At 66.9% G+C, this 19,261-nt stretch carries 11 protein-coding genes; 4 read left to right on the top strand and 7 right to left on the bottom strand.

The features are described 5' to 3' along the window. Window positions 1–8 precede the first annotated feature (8 nt). From ABOZ73_RS08140 to ABOZ73_RS08125, 4 genes are all read right to left on the bottom strand, one after another. On the bottom strand, window positions 9–1,865 hold the full coding sequence (locus ABOZ73_RS08140) for a glycoside hydrolase family 2 protein (protein ID WP_369062221.1): 1,857 nt from the start codon (window positions 1,863–1,865) through the stop codon (window positions 9–11). A 181-nt stretch (window positions 1,866–2,046) separates the two neighbouring features. Then, window positions 2,047–4,479 carry a glycoside hydrolase family 3 N-terminal domain-containing protein gene (locus tag ABOZ73_RS08135; protein WP_369062219.1) on the bottom strand — a complete coding sequence of 811 codons (2,433 nt, stop codon included), beginning with the start codon at window positions 4,477–4,479 and terminating at the stop codon, window positions 2,047–2,049. Between the two features lie 28 nt (window positions 4,480–4,507). Beyond that, entirely contained in the window at window positions 4,508–5,572 is a 1,065-nt protein-coding gene (locus ABOZ73_RS08130) for an alginate lyase family protein (RefSeq protein ID WP_369062217.1), read from the bottom strand. A 64-nt stretch (window positions 5,573–5,636) separates the two neighbouring features. Further along, a complete protein-coding gene (locus tag ABOZ73_RS08125; protein ID WP_369062215.1) occupies window positions 5,637–8,726 on the bottom strand; it encodes a TonB-dependent receptor in 3,090 nt (1,029 codons plus the stop codon). 305 nt (window positions 8,727–9,031) lie between these two features. On the opposite strand from ABOZ73_RS08125, the gene ABOZ73_RS08120 reads away from it, so the two are divergent. Beyond that, entirely contained in the window at window positions 9,032–9,784 is a 753-nt protein-coding gene (locus tag ABOZ73_RS08120; protein WP_369062213.1) for a FadR/GntR family transcriptional regulator, read from the top strand. A 79-nt stretch (window positions 9,785–9,863) separates the two neighbouring features. Here ABOZ73_RS08120 and ABOZ73_RS08115 read toward each other — a convergent pair whose 3' ends face one another. Continuing rightward, window positions 9,864–12,476 (bottom strand): PAS domain-containing protein, encoded by a 2,613-nt coding sequence (locus tag ABOZ73_RS08115; RefSeq protein WP_369062211.1) that lies wholly within the window; start codon window positions 12,474–12,476, stop codon window positions 9,864–9,866. Window positions 12,477–12,961: 485 nt separating this feature from the next. On the opposite strand from ABOZ73_RS08115, the gene ABOZ73_RS08110 reads away from it, so the two are divergent. Continuing rightward, on the top strand, window positions 12,962–14,137 hold the full coding sequence (locus ABOZ73_RS08110) for a serine hydrolase domain-containing protein (protein WP_369062209.1): 1,176 nt from the start codon (window positions 12,962–12,964) through the stop codon (window positions 14,135–14,137). Between the two features lie 72 nt (window positions 14,138–14,209). On the opposite strand, the gene ABOZ73_RS08105 is transcribed toward ABOZ73_RS08110, so the two are convergent. Both ABOZ73_RS08105 and ABOZ73_RS08100 read right to left on the bottom strand, forming a co-directional pair. Continuing rightward, window positions 14,210–14,728 carry a hypothetical protein gene (locus tag ABOZ73_RS08105; RefSeq protein ID WP_369062207.1) on the bottom strand — a complete coding sequence of 173 codons (519 nt, stop codon included), beginning with the start codon at window positions 14,726–14,728 and terminating at the stop codon, window positions 14,210–14,212. Then, a complete protein-coding gene (locus ABOZ73_RS08100; RefSeq protein WP_369062205.1) occupies window positions 14,725–15,363 on the bottom strand; it encodes a TetR/AcrR family transcriptional regulator in 639 nt (212 codons plus the stop codon). Before ABOZ73_RS08100 ends, ABOZ73_RS08105 begins: the two co-directional genes overlap by 4 nt. 350 nt (window positions 15,364–15,713) lie before the next feature. Between ABOZ73_RS08100 and ABOZ73_RS08095 the strand changes: the two genes are divergently transcribed. Then, window positions 15,714–18,362 carry an Ig-like domain-containing protein gene (locus ABOZ73_RS08095; RefSeq protein WP_369062203.1) on the top strand — a complete coding sequence of 883 codons (2,649 nt, stop codon included), beginning with the start codon at window positions 15,714–15,716 and terminating at the stop codon, window positions 18,360–18,362. After that, a complete protein-coding gene (locus tag ABOZ73_RS08090; protein WP_369062201.1) occupies window positions 18,359–19,201 on the top strand; it encodes an aspartyl protease family protein in 843 nt (280 codons plus the stop codon). Before ABOZ73_RS08095 ends, ABOZ73_RS08090 begins: the two co-directional genes overlap by 4 nt. The last annotated feature ends 60 nt before the right edge of the window (window positions 19,202–19,261 follow it).

Below are 19,261 nucleotides of genomic sequence, written 5' to 3'. Positions count from 1 at the left end.
GCCGAGCGCTAGGGATCGGGCGCGCTGAGCGCCCGATCGCGGTAGTAGGCGGCGAGCACCTCGAAGGCGGCCTTGCGCTCGCCGGTGGGCGAGATCAGCCCCTTCCGGTTCCAGCCCTGCTGATAGATCGGATGCTGGCGGCGCGGCGCGCGAAAGTCCTTCAGGACCCAGGGAGACATGCCCGCGACGCTGGGCGCCTTGTCGACCATGGCCAGGGTCTGGCGATAATAGCGCGCCTGGAAGTCCTCGGAGAACTTGCGCTGCAGTGCGGGGTCGTGGAACCCGGCCTTGGCGTCGGCGCCGAACTCGGAGAACACCAGCGGCTTGTCGGTGGCCGCCCAGCGGATGTTGGGCACCTCGTCCAGCGTGTCATTCCCATACCAGCCGCTGTAGGTGTTCACCGCCAGCACATCGAGGCGCGCGCCCAGCGGATCGTCGATCACCGTCCGTCGCTGCGCGCCCTGGCCCACGCGATTGGACAGCAGGGCGGCGGTGACCAGCCGTGTGTCGTCCAGAGCCCGCACGTCGTCCACGAGGGTCCCAAGGAACCGGTTGCGCTGCTCGCCGACCGGCGTCTCGTTGGCCACGCTCCAGAAGATGATCGAGGCGCGGTTGCGGTCGCGGCGAATGTTCTCGCCCAGCATTTGTCGGGCCAGCGAAAGCGTGCGCGGATTGGCGAAATCCACCAGCCAGTAGACGGGGATTTCGCTCCAGACCAGCAGGCCCATCTCGTCGGCCAGGCGGGTGGTGATCTCCGAATGCGGATAGTGCGCCAGGCGCACGAAGTTGGCGCCCAGGCCGTCGCGGGCCTCGGTCAGAAGGGCGCGGGCGTTGGCCTCGGTGATGATCCTTGAGGGCTCTTCCCCAAGCTCCTCCTCATGCAGGCTGATCCCGCGCAGGAAGATTGGCGCGCCATTGAGCAGGATCTTGGATCCCTTCACCTCGATGGTGCGAAAGCCGATCCGATCACGCATCCGGTCGTCGGAGGCGGCGATCTCCACGTCGTAGAGCGTCGGAGACTTCGGCGACCAGCGCTTTAGGCCGCCGGGCGCCTTGGCTGCGCCCTTCCAGGTCCCGTCCGCGTCGGTCTTGCCCGACATAGTCAGGCCGAGAGCCGGGATGCGCACCCGCACCGGGGCGCCGGCGGCCTGCCGTCCGTCCAGCTTCACCTCGGCGGCGATCCGGCCCTGTCGATCGAGACGCACCCAGGCCTCGTCCACATAGGTGGCGGGGGCGAAGATCAGGCGCACCGGGCGGGTCAGGCCGCCGTAGTTCTCCCAGTCGGTGACCGGCGGCGGAACGCCTTCGGGCGTGGGGGTGGAATCGACCCCGACGGTCAGGTTGTTCTCGCCCGCGCGCAGCAGGTCGGTCACCTCGAAGGCGAAGGGTGTGAAGCCGCCTTCGTGCTCTCCCACCAGCTTGCCGTTCAGATAGACCTTGGCGGTGTAGTTGGCCGCCTCGAAGCGCAGGAAGGCGCGCTGCCCTGCCGGCGGTTTGGCCGCGAACCGCTTTTGGTACCAGACAAGGCCCTGATAGTGGCGAAGCTGCGGCGTGTGGGTGAGCCACGAGGCGGGCAGGTCGATGCTCGCCCCGCGTTGCATGTCGTATTCATAAAGGGCGGCGGGATCGGCGCGGGTGACGGCGTCGACGTCGCTGTCGTCATAGCGCCGATGTCCGGCTCCGGCTTCGCCGCGATGGAAGCCCAAGAGGCCGTCCCGGTAGGGATCGATCGAATAGGTCCAGGCGCCGCTCAGCGATTGTCCGTCGCGAAGGTCTGCGCGGGTGAGGACGGGGCCCGCGGCCTTGGCGCCAGCGGCGCCCAGGAGCGCCAGGCCGAAGGCGGCCGCAGCGAGGATGGACCGCATTTTCGAAAGCTCCTTGATCGGACCGCGACGTCTGTCGTCCATAAAAAGACGGCCGAGCTCCAGGGGAAGACGGAGCCCGGCCGAGCAGGGGAGACGATCTCGTCGCGCAGGTCCAGGCGTCAAAGCTGGACAAATATTGGTCAGGCCATTTGTGTGCCGACGAAGCTAGATGTCAAGCCAATTAGCTTGGGCACGCGCCGGGCGCGGTCTTCACCAGTCGCACGTCCTCAATCTCCAGCGTCGCCGGACCCTCGGCGCGCAGCACGAACGGCTTGCCGACCTTGGCGAGGTCCGCGCTTGTCAGGCACGACAGCGCGGTGGTGGCCGTCTCCCAGGTGCTGGCGGGGGGCAACGGGCGAAGCGCGCCCTCAAGACCGAACCAGACCGGCGCTGTGCCGGCGTCCACCCGGCGGTAGCGCAGGCTCAAAGCGTAGCCATCCTTGGCCAGGCTGCTCACATCCACGGGGCGGCCGCCGAGCCACGCCAAACCCGGCTTGGAGAAGGTGAACCGGCGGGCCGATTCCTGCGCGGCGCCGTCGACGATCTCGTAGGCGACCGAGCCGCTGGGACTGGCGGCCTGCCTCAGCTGGCCAACCCGCATGGTGCGGCCGTCGGCGTCCTGCAGGGTAAGCGACCAGGGGGCCACGATGCGGCCGTCGGCGAAATAGCGAGCGATCGGGCCGGCCCCCGGCGTGACGCCGGAGACTTCGCTCAGCGGACCAACCCGTCCAGGTTTTGCGTAGGACAGGCCGTAGCCGTAGGCGAACTGCGGATCGTAGTCCTTCTGACCAATATTCAGCGGCCCTTGCACGGCCGTCTTGGGCCAAGAGAAGGACAGGCGGCCGGTGAAGTCGCGCGGGGTCTTGCCGTCCTTTCCCGCCGCCAGCACGTCCGCCACCGCGCCGGCCTGGCTACCCGGCAGCCAGGCGGCCACGAAGGCGTCGGCGGCGTTGATCTCCGGATTGGTCCACAAGGGGCGGCCAGACAGGAAAAGCGCCACCGTCGGCACGCCCTTGGACTTCAGGTCGCGCAGCAAGGCCAGCGGCTCGTGCGGCGCGTAGTCCAGATTGTCCACGTCGCCTTGGAACTCCGCATAGGGATCTTCGCCAAACACCACTACGGCCACGTCGGGCTTTTGGGTGAAGGCGCCGTCGACCTGCAGTTCAGCCTGGCCGCCGGCCGCCTCGACCGCGGACTTCAGCCCGGCCCAGATCGACTGGCCGCCGAGGAAGTCTGTGTTGGTCGTACCCGTCCCCTGCCAGGAAATGGTCCAGCCGCCCGACGCCAGGCCGATGTCGTCGGCCGCCTTGCCCGCCACCAGCACCCGCGAGCCGGCCTTGAGGGGCAGGACGCCGTCGTTCTTGATCAGCACCAGGGATTTGGCGACCGCCTCGCGGGCGAGGTCGCGGTGCGCCTTGGAGCCGATCACCGAGAAGTCGCCCTCGATAGCCTGGCGCGGACCAAAGAGGCCGGACTTGATCTTCACCCGCAGGATGCGGGCCGCCGCCTCCTCGATGCGAGCCAGCGGGATCTCGCCGGACTTCACCTGGGCCAGGGTGTTGGCGTAGAGCGCGCGCCAGCTGTCGGGGGCCATGTACATGTCCAGCCCCGCGTTCATGGCCGCCGCGCAGCTTTCCTTGCTGCAGCCGGGGACCTGGCCATGGGCGTTCCAGTCGCCGACCACGAAGCCCTCGAAGCCCAGCGGGCCCCTAAGGACGTCGGTCAACACGCTCTTGCTGCCGGTGTGCTTGACCCCGTTCCAACTGGAGAACGAGGCCATGATGGTCAGGACGCCGGCGTCGATCGCCTCACGGTAGCCAGACAGGTGCTGGTCGATGAGCTCGCGCTCGGTCCCCTTGAAGTCGCCTTGGTCAAGCCCAGCCTCCGTGCCGCCGTCGGCCAAGAAGTGCTTGGCCGAGCCTGCGATGCGGCCATTGGACAGCGGACTGTCCGCCATAAGCTTGCCCTGCAGACCAAGGGTCATGGGGCCGGCATAGGCGCGCGCCAGTTCCGGCGTCTCGCCGTAACCCTCATAGGTGCGCCCCCAGCGATCGTCGCGCGGAACGGCCAGGGTTGGGCCGAAAGTCCAGTCGGCGCCCGTGGCGGCGACCTCCTTGGCGGTGGCCTCGCCGATGCGGCCGATCAGGTCCGGATCGTGCGCCGCGCCCAGGCCGATGTTGTGCGGAAACAGCGTCGCCCCGACCAGGTTGTTGTGCCCGTGAACGGCGTCGATGCCGAACATCAGCGGGATCTTGGCGCCGGGGCGCTGGGCCGCCGCCTCGCGAAACGCGTTGACCATGGCCAGCCACTTGGCCGCGTCGCCCCGCTCGTCACCGAAGGGGCCCGAACTGCCGCCCGCCAGCAGCGAGCCAAGCGGATAGGTCTTAAGGTCCTCGGGCTTGATGTAAGAGATGTCGGCCTGGATGGTCTGGCCGACCTTTTCCTCCAAGGTCATCTTCGACAGCAGGTCACGCACCTTGGCCTCGGTGGCCGCGTCGCTCATCGCCGCGGGGCTTTGCGCCTTGGGCCACATATCCGGATGCGCCGTCTGGGCTTTAGCCGGGCCCGCCAGGGCGAGGGCTGCCGTGCTGGCGACGAGGGCGGCGCGGATCATGACTTCACTCCAACTCTTCTGACCAAGTCTAGGCCTTGGCCGGCAGGCAGACCGACATCCAAACCGGTGCGGGCCGCAAATAGCGCTCGGACAACTGGCGGCTGAGCGCGGCGTACTTCGGATCGAGCGCCGCGGCGTAGGCGAAGGTGTTCACCGCCGCTGACGGCTTCCACGGATGGGGCGCGTATTCGGACTGGCCGGAATTGGCCCGGTCGCGATCGAACTGGATCTTGGAATTGGCGAACTCGATGTGCGTCTTGTCGCCCCGCGCGTAGGCGGCGAACCAATCGAGCGAATGGGGCAGGCTGGAGCCGGTCGCGGAGCGATGGCTGAACCAGTCCTGACCGTTGGCCCTGGCGGCCAGATTGGCCATCAAAAGCGGGTCGAAGTTATAGGTGACGTAGTGCAGGGCGTCGCGTTCGTGGAAGTCGAACGTCGTGCCGTCCGGGTTCAGGTTGGCCGCCACCTGCGCCTCGTAGCGCTTGCGCGAGCGAGCGATCAGGGCTTCGTCGCCGGTGGCGAAGGCGCTCATGGCGGCCAGCTTGATGCGGTGGCTCTGCCAATTGGTGTGGGCGTTCTTGGGACCGGCGTCCATCGCGTCCAGATAGCCGACGGCCATGCGCCGCCAAAAAGCGTCCATCTGCGTGCGGGTGGCGGTCGGAAGGTCGGCCTTGGTCAGGTCGTAGGCCAGCATCAAGGCGTCGAAGCCGGTCTCATCGATGGGGTTGAACGACATCTCGTAGACGTCCGCCCAGGCGGTCAGATAGCGGCCGGTCTGATCGATAAAGGCGCGCTCGCCGGTCAGCCGCCAGGCCAGGGCGAAGTCGAGGGTGATCGGATGGTCGGCCTTGGCCTTGATGCTGATGTCGCGGATGCCGTGGCCAGGCAAGGTGCCCTCGGTGTGCAGGCGCGGCAGCGGGGCCGGCGGGCGAGCGAGGTTGCCGCGGGCGCGCTCGATCGCGGCCTGGGCGTTGGCCGGGGCTTGGCCGATCGGCGCCTTGGCGGGCGCGCAGATGGAAAAACCGCCGGCGGCGAGAGCCGGCGCGGCGGTCAAGGAGGACAGCAAGGCTGCGCAGATCAGCGCCGTTCGCATCGCAAGGCTCCGCAAAGAAGAGGCGGCCGGGCGCTTTAAGAGAGCCCGGCCGCGAGGAGAGGTTCTAGAAGGTGGCGCGCATCGTCACCTGATAGGTGCGCCCGTCGTAGTCGATCCGGCGCGGAAGCATCGGGTCGTTCTCGTATTCGGAGCGGGTCGCGTCGGTCAGGTTGAAGGCGTCCACAGATACGGTCAGGCGTTCGGTCAGCTTGTAGGAGGCCGAAGCGTCCAGCTGGCTGCGGGCCTTCACGGTTCGGGCGTCGCCGACGAAGGAGTTGCCGGCGGCCAGGTCGTACTTGTCACGCCAGTTGTAGACGAGACGGATGCCGAACTTGTCGGCTTCGTAGTAGCCGATGACGTTGATGTTGTTCTTGGAGACGCTCGGCAGGGTGATGTCGCGGCCCGCCTGGTCCTTGCCGTCGATATTGGTCCAAGAATAGTTGAACGCGCCGCCGAAGTTGCGCCAGAAGCCCGGCAGGAAGTCGAGGTTCTGCTGGATGTTGAACTCCACACCGGTGACGGTCATGTCGTTCTGGTTGGTCTGGCCGGAGACGTTGACCTGGGCGTTGCGCAGGACGCCGCCGGCGCCCACGAACTGGTTGGAGCTGATGCAGCGCGGCGTGCCGGCCGAGTTGTCGATCGACAGGTTCCCGAGGTTCACGTTGAGGCCCGGAATGACGCCATTGGCCGGGCATAGTTGGGCCGGGTCGGTGATCGGGCCGATATAGCCGCTGATCTCCTTGCGGTAGGCGGCGATGGCGATCAGTCCGCCGGGGCGGTTGTACCACTCCAGCGACAGGTCGTAGCTGTCGGCGGTGTAGGGCTTCAGGCCGGTGGCGCCGATGGTGACCGTGTAGACCGGATCGACCGGCGGCGTCAGGTTGATCGGCTCCTGGACGAAGCTGGTCGGGACGATGTCGCGCGGCTGCGGCCGAACATAGGTGGAATAGGCCGCAAAGCGCATGACGAGGTCATCGCGCAGGTCGGCGGCCAGCACGATGGACGGCAGCCAGTAGTCGTACGTCTCTTCGGTGTTGGTGGTGGTCAGCGAGTGATTGACGGGGCCGGCCACGACCGAGGTCGCCGCCGAGCAGTTGATGCAGTTGAGCGCGGTAATGTCGTTTTGGGTGTACTCGTAGCGCAGGTCCACGGCGCCGCGCACCGGGACGCTCAGCACCTCGCTCTTGAACTCCGCCATCGCATAGGCCGCATAGATGTCGGCGGCGTTGGTGAAGTTGTTGTTCCAGTAGTTGCCGTCCCAGTAGTTGTTGATGAAGCCGTATGGCGTCAGGAACACCCCCGGGGCGTTGATCGCGAACTGGTCGGGCAGGCCGTTGGGATTGGCCGCCGAGCGCGGATTGGTGTTGATCGGGGTGACGACCGACAAGATCTGGTTCACGTCGACGCCCATCCAGTTGGACGTGGCGCCGCCGGCCTTCCCGCCGAAGAAGTCGCGGGCATAGGACAGCTGCGCGGCCATGGCCGGGGTGATGTTCTGGGTCTGCGAGCCCAGCGAGGTGTTGCGCGAGCCCGACGAGGTGAACTCCCGGCGCTCGGCGCGGCCGCCGAACTTCAGGGCGCTCAGGAAGTCGTCTTCCCCAAAGCTGCGGACCAGATCCAGCTGGAACGAATCCAGCTCGTTCTTGGCCATGCCGTTGGTGCCCGTGACGCCGAAGCGGTCGCCAGGCGTGCCGGCCGCCTGGCCTGGCATCTGGGCGCCGGCCTGGGTGGCCGCGTTCGGGGTGGCCGGGATCGGATAGCCGCCGGTGGGAATATGGGTGCTGCGCGGGGTGTTGAGGACCGCGGTGTAGTTGGAAAGGTCCGTGCCGCCGAGCGCCACCGAGGTGGTGATGCCGTTCAGGCCGGCGGAGCCCAGGTTGCGGTAGGGGTTTTGGACGATGTCGAACTCGATCTGGTCGGCGCGCGCCTTGGCCCGCGAGATCGTCAGGTTGGCCGTGGCCTTCCATTCGTCATTGTCGAATTCGACGGTCGGGTTGATCGCCCAGGTGGAGTTCTCGGCCGGCTCCGAGCGGATGGAGTTGAAGGTGTTGATGTTCTCGGCCGAGAACGAGTTGATGTAGGCGCGGTCGCCGTTGGGCGTTTTGACGATGTACGGCGTGCCGATGTTGCTGATGCGGGCCACGGCCGAGGTGGCGCTGAGGGCGGTGTTGGTGTTTTGCCCCGCTGTCGCATCGATGTAGAGCAGGTTGTTGGTGGCTTCATCCAGCTTGCGCTTGGTGAAGAAGCCGTTGGCCCCGATCTTCCAGTATTCGTTCATGCGCCACTCAAACCCGGTGGCGCCGGACCAGGTGTCGCCCTGGTTGAACTTGACCAGTTGACGGGTTTGGCTCGGATAATAGACGCCGCCCGGGTTTTGGGCGATCAGGGCGTCATAGACCGGGTTTTGGCCGGGAACGGCCTGGTTGCCCACCTGGATGGAGCCCAGGCGGTTGGCCCAGGAGTTCACCGTGATGGAGTTGCGGCGGAACTTTTCCTTCTTGTAGGCCAACACCCCAAAGACGGCGAAGTCGTCGGTCAGATGCTTGTTGTAGCCGATGGTGCCCAGCGGGCTGCCCAGGTCGCCAAGCTCATTGTACTCGTAGGCCGCCTTGGCGAAGCCGCCATCCTTGCGGCCCAGGGCCGGAGCGATGCGAAGATCCACATTGCCCGACAGGCCGCCGGCCAGGTCCGCCGCCGTCGGCGACTTGATGACGTTGATGGCGGTGAAGATGTCGGAGTTGAACGCGCCCAGCGGGGTGGAGCCATTGAGGATCGGGTCGGCGAAGGCGCCGCCGTTGAGCGTCGTGCGGGCGAAGGTGCCCGGCAGGCCGCGCAGCGAGATCGTGGCGTTGCGGCTGTCGGCTTCGCGGTTGATCTGGATGCCCGGAATGCGCTGAACGGCTTCGCCCACGTTCAGGTCGGGGAAGCGGCCCATGCCGTCGGCGGAGATGCCGTCGGAGATCTGCAGGGTGTCGCGCTTGGTGGCGATGGCGTTGGTGTAGGCGGCGCGGAAACCCGTCACCACCACTTCTTCGACCGCGTCGTCGGCGGCCGCTTCGGGCGCCGGGGTCTGTGCAAAGGCCGGCGCGGCGGCCATCATGGCGCAGGACGCCAGGAGCGCGGCGCGCAGCGCCCCGCGGTCAGCAGTTCTCATCTTATCCCTCCCTGACGCGCTCGCGGCGTCTGCTTGAAAGTTATCAGGCCAATCTGCGTTATCCGTCAAGATTGGTATTGCCACCGGTGTCGTCATTTCTGCAGCGTGAGGGTGGTTGGAAGTCTAAAGAACTGAATGAAAACAATGAATGATAGCGCTACCGGGGATATTTCTATGCACAGCAGGTCGGGCGCTCATTTCGATAATGGCTTGACCAATTTGCGCCGCGTCACCCATCACTAGAGGGCACGGGAGGGCGAAGTGATGCAGAGGAACGTCGCATCGAGCTGCGGGCGGACGCTGACGTGAGTCAGGTCGCCCAAAAGCTTTATCAACAGGTGGCCGAGCAGATCACCGAAGCCATCCGTCAGGGGCGCTACAAGCCTGGCGCGCGCCTGCCCTCCGAGCGCGACCTCGCCGAGTGGCTGAGCGTCAGCCGGCCGACCGTGCGCGAGGCCATGATCGCCTTGGAAATCCGCGGCGTGGTCGAGACGCGCCACGGTTCGGGGGTCTGGGTGCTGCAGGCGCCGGAGCAGACCGAAGTGCCCATGGAGCTGGACATCGGCGCCTTCGAGCTGACCGAAGCGCGGCGGATGTTTGAAGGCGAGGCCTGCGCCCTGGCCGCGGTCAACATGACCGAAGAGGACGCCGCCGAGCTTGAGGCCATCATCGCCAAGATGGTGCAGGAGAACCGCGGCGACGTGGCCGGCGAGCATGCCGACCGGGCATTCCACGTTAAGATCGCCGCCATCACGCGCAACGCCGCCATCACCTTGATGGTCGAGACCCTTTGGGACTGGCGCTACAAGTCGCCGCTATGCGCCACGATGCTGGCCCGCGCGCGCAAGGCCGGATCACGTCCAGCCATCGACGACCATCATATCATCCTGGCCGCCCTTCGCGGCCGTGACGCCGCTGGAGCCCGGGCGGCCATGCGCGCGCATCTGGACCGAGTGATCGAAGACCTGCTGCAGGCCACCGAGATGGAGGCCATCGATCGGGCGCGCATGGAGGTCCAGGCGCGGCGCGCCGATGTTCGACGACGCTCGGCGATCTAACATCAGGAAGTCGACAACGACCACATCGGCTTGCTTGCGCGACGACGCCCAGCCTCAAGTCCCGACGGCGACGCTCAGATCAGCCGCCGGAGAGCATGGCCTTGACCTTGCGCCCCAGCTCGTCCGTCGCGAACGGTTTGGTCATGACCTGCATTCCGGGATCAAGATGACCGTGGCTCAAGACCGCGTTCTCGGCGTATCCGGTGATGAAGAGAACTTTCAGGTCGGGCCGCGCCACGCGGGCGGCGTCGGCGACCTGTCGCCCGTTCATGCCGCCCGGCAGACCCACATCCGTGATCAGCAGGTCCACGCGCCGGTTGGTGGCAAGGACCGCCAGACCGCTCTTGCCGTCCTCGGCCTCGATTGTGGTGTAGCCCAGTTCTGAAAGAACCTCGGCGGCCAACATGCGCACCGTCGGTTCGTCGTCGACGATCAAGACCGTCTCGCCGCCGTCGGCCCGGGGCGCCTGATCGTGGCCGACCTCATCTTCGACCGCGTCGTCCACCTCGCCCAGGTGGCGGGGAAGATAGAGGCAGACCATCGTGCCCTGGTCCGGCTCCGAATAGATCCGCACCTGTCCGCCGGACTGCTTGGCGAACCCGTAGATCATCGACAGGCCAAGTCCCGTGCCCTGGCCGATCGGCTTGGTGGTGAAGAAGGGCTCGAACGCGCGGGCGATGACCTCAGGCGACATGCCCACGCCCGTGTCCGACACGCAAAGCGACACGTACTGGCCGGGGGTCAACTCGCGCTCCTCGGCGCCGCGACGGTCGAGCCAGCGATTGCCCGTCTCGATGGTCACCACCCCGCCGTCCGGCATGGCGTCTCGCGCGTTGATGCAAAGGTTGAGCAGCGCGTTCTCAAGCTGTCCGCGGTCCACGAAGACCGGCCACAGCCCAGCGGCATGAACGGATTCCACGCGGATGGCCGGACCCATGGTCCGCACGATGAGATCCTCCATGCCGGAGGCCAGCTTGCAGATGTCGGTCGGCTGAGGCTCCAGGGTCTGGCGCCGCGAGAAGGCCAACAGCCGATGGGTTAGGGAGGACGCGCGTCGCGCCGCGCCCTGAGCGGCGGTGATGAAGCGGTCGGTCTCCAGGATGCGGCCTTCGGCGAGCCGCTTGGCGATCATGTCGAGGCTGCCCGTGATGCCCGTCAGCAGGTTGTTGAAATCGTGAGCAATGCCCCCGGTGAGCTGACCGACCGCCTCCATCTTCTGGGACTGCCGCAAGGCCGACTCCGCCGCCATCAAGGCTGACGTCCGTTCTTCCACCTGCTGTTCAAGCGACGCGGCCAGGAGCGCCAGATCACGCTCGGCGCGCCGCCGCTCCGCCGCCGCCCGGGTCCGTTCGGCCACATCGCGGATGAAGGCCATCTCATCGTCGGACCATACCCGAGCGTCACGATGATTGAGATAGAGCAGCGCCACCAGTCCGCCCTGTTCGGTGAGCGGCATGTTCATCACCGCTCGGGCGCTGATGCCTTCCAAGGCGGCGCCGGACTGCGTCGTGCGCGGATCGGTCCGGGCGTCGGTGATCAGCACCGTTTTGCCGACCTTGAGGTCCTCGATGTAGGAGCCGAAATCGCGGAAGTTCAGGACCCCCGCCAGGCTTTGAATGCCCGGGGCGTTCCAGTCGCGCTCGATGGTGATGGTCTCGGCGTCGCGATCGACAAGGCCGTAGCCGGCGCGGCTCACCTGCAAGGTGCGGCCCAGAATCTCGGCGGCCGCAAAGGAGATATCGGCCGGGTCCTCCAGATCCTTGAGACTGTCGCCAAGCTCGATCAGCGCCGATCTCATGCGCTCCGAGCGAACCTGGGCGGTGACGTCGATCGTAACCCCGGCGATCCGCAAGGGCACGCCGTCCGCGTCCTCGATCAGCACCCCTCGCGCCGCCATCCAGCGGGTCTCGCCTTCGGGTGTGACGATCCGGTGATTGATCTTGTACTCGGCGCCCTGACTGATCGTCGCCTGGCTTTGGGCCCGGACCGCTTCTCTGTCGTCCGGGTGGATCAGCGACTGACGATCTTCGTAGGTCATGGGCCGATCGACAGGCCATCCCATGAGCAGCCTGTAGCCTTCGGAGTCGGTGAGGGAGCGCGTCTGCACATCGACGCTCCAGGCTCCCATGCCGCCAGCCTGCATCGCAAGAGCCAGCTCACGATCGCGCTCGCGTTCAAGGCTGGCTTTTGCGGCCAGCTCGGCGGCGAGACGTTCATTGTCGCGCGCCAGGCCGCTCAGGCGTTCGCGCTCGTCGGTCACATCCACCAGGCTGGCGAAGAAATAGGCGAGGTCGCCGTGGGCGTCCGGCACCGGCGCGACAAACAAGCGGTTCCAGAACGCCGATCCGTCCTTGCGATAGTTGAGGATGTCGATCTTCAGCGGGGCGGCCTCGGCGAGGGCCTCGCCGATCTTCCTGACGGCTTTGGGGTCGGTATCTCGCCCCTGGAGGAAGCGACAGTTGCGGCCAAGCACCTCGGCGCGGTCGTAACCGGTGAAGGCGCAAAAGGAGTCGTTGGCGAAGACGATGGGGTTATCGTCCAGTCGCGGATCGGTGATGACCATCGGCATGCGGGTCGCCCGCACGGCCGCCACGAAGGGATCGGTGCCGCGGTCGAGACCAACGAGCTCATCGGCGATGCGTTCGGCGTCCAGCGCGCGCAGCCTGGTCTCGGAATCACCCCTTTTGGTCAAAGTCCGCCTCGTCCCGCTATCGGTCCCGCCGCCCGCCTGGCGGCCCGACGACTAACAATTCGCGGAGCGGCTTTCGGTTCGTCGCAGCGCTGGTGGGGCTTGCCGCGACAGCGATTAGGCGTTGCAGGCAAGCAGCGCCTTTTCAGGCGACAACGCTCCAAGGGCAATAGGGCCCCACAGATACCGTGCCCAGGTATCATCGCGGTCGCAGCGGCGCGCTTGCGCCCCACGCCTTGTCTGACCGCATCGCGCCGCCGTCTGACGCAACCCGGGCTCCGCGAGGGGACATCCCAAGCGCCCCCACCAGCAAAAAAGGTCGCTTACGCCATCGTGCTGGTCGATCTCTTGAGCGACTTGTCTCGCAAAGACACTTATCGCCATCTGATCTCGGCCCACGACGGTGCGGCCCCGGGTGCGTCGTGGACGCCTTGCGAGGAGTTCATTTGATCTGATCGATCACGGCCTCCATTAGTCGTCTTCCGAAAGTGCTTTCAGGTTCTTCAATGCTTAGATCATCCCTCTGCGTCGCCCTGCTCATCGGCGTGGCGGCCCTGGCGCCGAGCGCCGACGCGCAGACGCGCAAGCCGGTCTGCGAGGGCTTGGCGGCCGCGGTGAAGGCATTGGGCGAGCAGAGCCTCGCCAAGGGTGCGCCCGGCCTTGTGATGGCGGTTGACGTGCCCGGCCGTGAGCCTGTCATCGCGGCGTTCGGATCCGCCGACCTGGAGGCACAGGCGCCCATGCGTGCGGGGGCCGTCTTTAAAATCGCTTCCTTGACCAAGCAGTTCACCGCGGCGGCGGTTCTCGCCCTCACCGAAGACGGCCTTCTGGACCTTGATCGCCCGGCCGTCGCCTACCTGCCCGAGCACGCCTTCCTAGGCGACATCACCACCCGCCAGCTTTTGATTCAAACCTCGGGCCTGGCCGACTACGCGCAAGCGGTGGAAGAGAGCGGCGCGAAGTCCGCGTCGCGCAGCCCGGCGCAGATGGCGGCGCTCATCAGTGCGCTGAAGCCGCCCCGGACCTTCGCCGCCGGAGAGGCCTGGGCCTACAGCAACAGCAACTATGTGATCCTTGGCCTGCTGATCGAGAAGCTCTCGGGCCAGTCCTTCGAAACCTTTCTTGAAAGCCGCATCCTCGCACGGGCAGGCATGACCTCCAGCGCGGTTGATCACGTGGCGGACATCGTGCCAGGGCGCGTTCGCGGCTACAGCCGGGCCAGCCGCGCGCCCCTGAAGCTTCGCAACGCCGATTGGATCGACCCCAGCGTGCCAGGACCGGCCGGCGCGCTGCGCGCGACCGCGCCGGACCTGCTGTCTTGGTCGCGATCGCTTTTTTCCGGCGCTATCATCAGCCGCCAAAGCCTTGATGCGATGACCGCGCCTGGCCGTCTGAGCGACGGGCGCACCACGCGACACGGAATGCCGGCGGCGTGGCGAGAGGGCCTCAAGGCCGACTACGCCATGGGGCTCTTTCGGTCAGCCTCGCCGCTTGGCGATCGTCTTTGGCACAGCGGCGACATCGAGGGCTTCTCGACCTGGATGGCTCACTATCCGCAAAAGGGCGTCACCCTCGTCATCTTGATGAACGCCGACTTCCTAGATCTCGACACCGCCGGCTTGGAAGCCGCCGCCGCGGACCGGCGGCTTTGCCCGGCCGCCTGAAGATTCGCGTCCGCAGCGCCCGCTTTGCTGCTGACCCTGGGCGCCCGCGCTAGAAGGCCGCCAGCGGCGTCCTTACGCCGCCGACGGCGGCGGTCCGGCGAACATCCTGCCGGCCACCTGCGGGGTGTAGAACGCATGATAGCGTTCGGCGCCCTTGGGCGGCAGCACTTCCACCAGCGCGCGGTTCTCGATCCAAAGCTCGACCAGATCGAAGACGCCGCCCCGTTCGCAATGGACCGCGCGCCAGCCATGAGCCTGGCCCAGCGCGATGATCTCCTCGGCCGACAGTTTTGAGGTGATCGCCACGTGGAAGCCGCTGGCGGTCTGGGCCGAGCCGTCGTGGCGGATCTGCGTCTCCCAGGGCATGACGAAGGGCCCCTGCGCCGCCGAGCCGTCGCTGACCCCTTCCCCCTGATGGTGGACCGCTTCTTGCGGGAAGACTTCAACGCCCAGGCCCGAGCCGTCGTTGGCGATGGCCACCCAGGCGCCGTCCACCACGGGGAAGGGCATGACCATGCCGTCGATGATCTGGCCAAAAACCTCGCAGACCGTCTTGGGGTCGGCGGCGGGGATGGAGAAGTGAGCGATCATTCGGCGTCGTCTTTCGGTGCGTCGGCGGGGGCGATCGGCGCCGCCCCGCGAGATTGAAGGTCTTTGAGAAGCACATCGACCGCCCAGCCGACGGCGTCGGCGGCAGGCTCGCCTGACAAATTCCACTGCTCGCGCAGGGACAGCCAGCTGTAGGCCGAGTAGAGCAGCTGCAGCACCGCGGCGGCCTTGACCTGTTCGGCGGGCGGCAGCTGCGGCGCGGCCCCCTCAAGCAGGGTCAGGAACGCCAGGCGCCGCTCCTCATCGAGGCTGGCGCGGGCGACGCGGCCCTGAGGCGTCGTCAGTCGCGCGGTGATCTCCCCAGGCGCGGCGTCGAAGCTCTCAAAGAGCGGGGCGATGCGCGCGCGAAGATCGGCCGCATCGCGCGGCATGCCGCCGGCCACGCCCGCCTTGGCGTTGAGATGACTCCAGACCCCCTGCAGCAGAAGCTGGCGGCTTGGGAAGTGACGATAGAGGGTCACCTGCGTCACCCCCGCCCGCTCGGCGACCGCCTTGTTGGTGGGCTCGGCCACCCCCTCGTCGAGAAGCTGCGCCGTCGCCGTCAAGATCCGCTCACGCGTGGCGTCGGCCTGCTCGCGGCGCAGGGTGTTGTTGTAGGGGCGGGTGGTGCTCGTCATTGATGTAGTCGCCTATAACATCAAAACGGATTGCGCAAGCGCGACGCGGGTCGTCGAACAAAAATTTCCCAACGGGCAACTTTGCTGTTGCGGTCGATAAATTGATGTAATAGCCAATATCACCAACCGGCGCCCCTAGCCGGTCGGGCCGGCGGCGCAGCCCCTTACTGGCGGCCGGCCCACCCCTCGAACCTCCCGATCGCGTCATCGGAGGACGCGCGCCCGCATGGCGCGCGTCGGACGACGCCTCGGATGCGTAATCCCCTGCGCCGGGACTATCCGCGCGGAGCGATCGCGCACGCCTTCAACCCCGCGCGGTCCAATGCGGCCGCCCTTCAACGGACGAGCCCATGACGATTACTTTCACCGTCGGCGACGACAACCATCTGGCCGGCCCCGAGCGCCAGGAGCCCATCACCATCCGCGGCGAGGGCGCGACCCCAGGCTCGACCCTGCAGGTGACGTTCGGCTCGGGTCCGAGCGCCGTCACCATCGAGATCGAGGTGTCGCAGGATCCTGAATGGGGCGGGTTCTTCGAAGGCTATATCGATCCGCAGACCCATGCGGTGATCTACGAAATGTTCGAAGCCGCCGTCGCAGTGTCGGTTTTCGACGGGACGCAAAGCGCCTCGATCCTGGTGACCGTGCCAGGGGAAGGGGCCGTCCTGTCGGAGCCGACGATCTCCACCTCGACGGGCGTTGATCTGGTGCGCGCGGGACAGACCATCATCTTCGAGGTCCAATCGGACAAAGAGGTGGCGGTGTTCGGCGCGCCGCATCTTGATCTTGGCGACGGCCGCAAGGCGCTCTTCGACGCCGAAGCATCGACGACCACCACCTTGCGCTTTGTCTACACCGTTCAGGCCGCCGACCACGGCGAGGACCTCAGCGTTCTTGGCCTCAATCTGGGAATGGGCGGCATCCGCACCGACGACGGAGCCGCCGCCACCGCTTCGTGGAATACGGTCTCGGTCGGGGTGGAGATCGACACCCTGGCGCCAGGGACGCCGAGCGTCGACCTGATGGCCGGCGACAACCGGATCAATCTGGAAGAGGCGCAAGATGGCGTGACCATCGAGGGCCTCGCTGAACCGCAAGCAACGGTGCAGATCACCCTTGGCGGCCAGACCCGCAGCGTGACAGCCGACGCCGACGGCGCTTACAGCCTGACCCTCAGTCCGCAGGACATCTCAAGCCTGGCGCAGGGCGGACAGTTCGTCACCTTCAAGGCCGTGGACGCCGCCGGCAATGTCGGCCAGGCGGCGACGCGCTCGATCCTCGTCGACACGATCGCCCCAAGCGCGCCGGTCGTGGATACGATCGCACAGGACGGCGTGATCAACGCGCAAGAGGCTGAGGCGCTCGTGGTAGAGGGATCGGCCGAGGCAGGCTCGTCGGTTTTCATGCGCCTGGGCGCAACGACGTTCCAGGCCGTGGTGAGCGACGGAGCATTCAGCTTCCCGATCAGCGCCAACGACGTCGCCGGCATGGGCGAGGGCGCCGAGACCCTGACTTTCTGGGCCGTGGACGAAGCGGGCAATGTGGGCCAGTCGGTCAGCCGCACGATCGCCATCGATACGCTTGGCCCGTCTAAGCCGACCGTCCTCGCCATCGCCGGCGACGACGTCATCGATGAAGACGAGACTGGCGTCGTGGTGACGGGAACGACGGAGGCCGGGTCCGCCGTCACCCTGACCTTCTCCGGCGTCACAAGAACGGCGCAGGTGAGCGGCTCCAGCTGGAGTTACGCGCTGACCGCCGCGGACCTGGCCGCCATGGGCGAGGGGCCCGAGACCATCAGCGTCGTCGCCAGGGACGCCGCGGGCAACACCAGCCAGGCTGCGGACCGTACCTTCACTGTCGCCGCAGCCGCGCAAGCCGTCGCCCCGAGCCTGGTCTCGGCCGTGATCGACGGCGCCAAGCTGACCCTGGGGTACGACCGGGACCTCGATGTGGCGTCCCAGCTCGATGCCGAGGCGTTCACGGTCGACATCGCAGGCGGCCATGCGACCGTCGCCAGCGTCGGCTTCGACGGAGCCCGCAAGATCGTCCTGACCCTCAGCCAGGCCGCGCGGTCCGCTCAGACGGTCAGCCTCGCCTACGCCGATCCCGATCCGACCGCCGATGACGACGACGTGGTGCAAAGCACTGACGGCGCGGACGCGGCGAGCTTCACCGGCCAGTCGGTGCGCAACCTCACCGCCGCTCCGCCTCCGCCCCCGCCGCCGCCCGCGGACGATCCGGCCGATCCAGCCCCTCCGCCCCCGCAACCTGGCCAGCAGCCTGGCATCGTCGATCTTGGCGGCGTCGCCATCGGCGCCGACCTGGAGTCCGACAAGGCGCTGGCCGAGAGCGTCACCCTGCCGGACGGCCGGGTCGTGGCCAATCCGCTGCATGCGACGGCCCTGGCCGCCAAGGCGATCGCCGCCAAGGTCGAGGCCGGCCTGATGACAAAGGCGCAGGCGCATGAGGCCCTGATCGAACTTTCCATGCCGACCACGGGCGTGGCGCACGACGCCTATCGCTTCTTCACCGGCTCGGCGCCGTCGGCGGAGGGCCTGGCTTGGCTGATCAACTCCGCCGCCAATCCTAACGACCTGACCGATCCGTACTACGCCATGTTCAGCGCCGAGAACCGCTACATCAACTTCGCGGTGAACCTGGGCGTCCACGGCGACGGCGCGACGGCCTTCGCCGCGGCGTATGGGCACTTAAGCTTCGAGGCGGCCGTGGCCAAGGCGTACGAGACCATCATCGGCAAGGACGAGGCGAGGGCGGCCAGCATCGATCTGGAGCTGGCGTTCGACTACATCGAAGGCCAGCAAGCCTACTTCCAGGCTCTGGGCGGCGGCGATCTTGGGGCCAAGGCGGCGATGATCGGCTACATCATCAGCGCCGGCGCCAAGGCGCAGGTCGGCCAATACTACGAGGCCGCTCACGACTTCATCGAGCGCCAGATCGAGCTGGCGGGCGTCGCCTATCCGGCGGAGGGCGCATGAGGGCCGCTCTCCTCGCCTGCGGGCTCGTCTGGGGTGTGGCGCTGGCGTTCGCATCGGCGGCGATCGCCGCTGAGCCTGCCAGCCCGCAGGTCATAAAGCTGGAGCGCTTTCGAAAGGCGCTCTGGACTTTGCCGATCACGGTCAACGGCAAGAGCGGCCGCTTCTTCCTCGACACCGGCGGCGGCCGCACCCTGCTGGAGACGGAGTTCGCCACGGGCGTCGACTGCCGCTTTTGGGGCCGCACGACGGGCTTCAACATGTTCGGCGAGAAGGGATCCGGCCCGCGTTGCGATCAGGCGAGCATCGCGTCGGGCCAAATCGTGCTGACCCGCGCCGATGTCGGGACCATCGACTGGGGCGCTCGTTGGGGCGCCGATCGCAAGCCTGACGGCCTTCTGTCGCTGGACGCCTTCGATGGGAAGGCGATCACCCTCGATCAGAAGGCCGCCGAGCTGATCATCGAGACGCCGACAAGTCTCCAGACCCGTATTCAAGGCGCGCGTGAAGTTCCCTTGCGTCTGGCCCGCGAATGCTCCGGCGCATGCCTTACCGTCTTCATTGGCGTGCCCACCAAGGCCGGCATGGCCTGGCTGACGCTCGATAGCGGCGCCGGCGGCGTCAGCCTCATCGCAAGGGACTATGCGCAGCTTTTCGGGCTGAGCCCCGACAAGGGCGAGCAGCGCCTCGACTATCCGATCGCCGAGGGTATCCGCGTCGATAGTCCGGTGGTGGTCGCCGACATGATCATGGACGGCAATCTTGGGCAGCCGTTCCTGAGCCAGCATGTGGTGACGCTCGATCTGGCCTCGGGACGAGCCTGGTTTAGACAGGCGCTCTGAAGGCGAGGGCGCGCCCCCGTCGAGCGTGCGAAATCGTCGGCTTTTCGCAGCGCGTGGGCG

Origin of the sequence: Caulobacter sp. 73W (genome assembly GCF_041021955.1) — a bacterium.
Lineage (GTDB): Bacteria > Pseudomonadota > Alphaproteobacteria > Caulobacterales > Caulobacteraceae > Caulobacter.
This window is presented reverse-complemented; position numbering and strand designations above follow the sequence as displayed.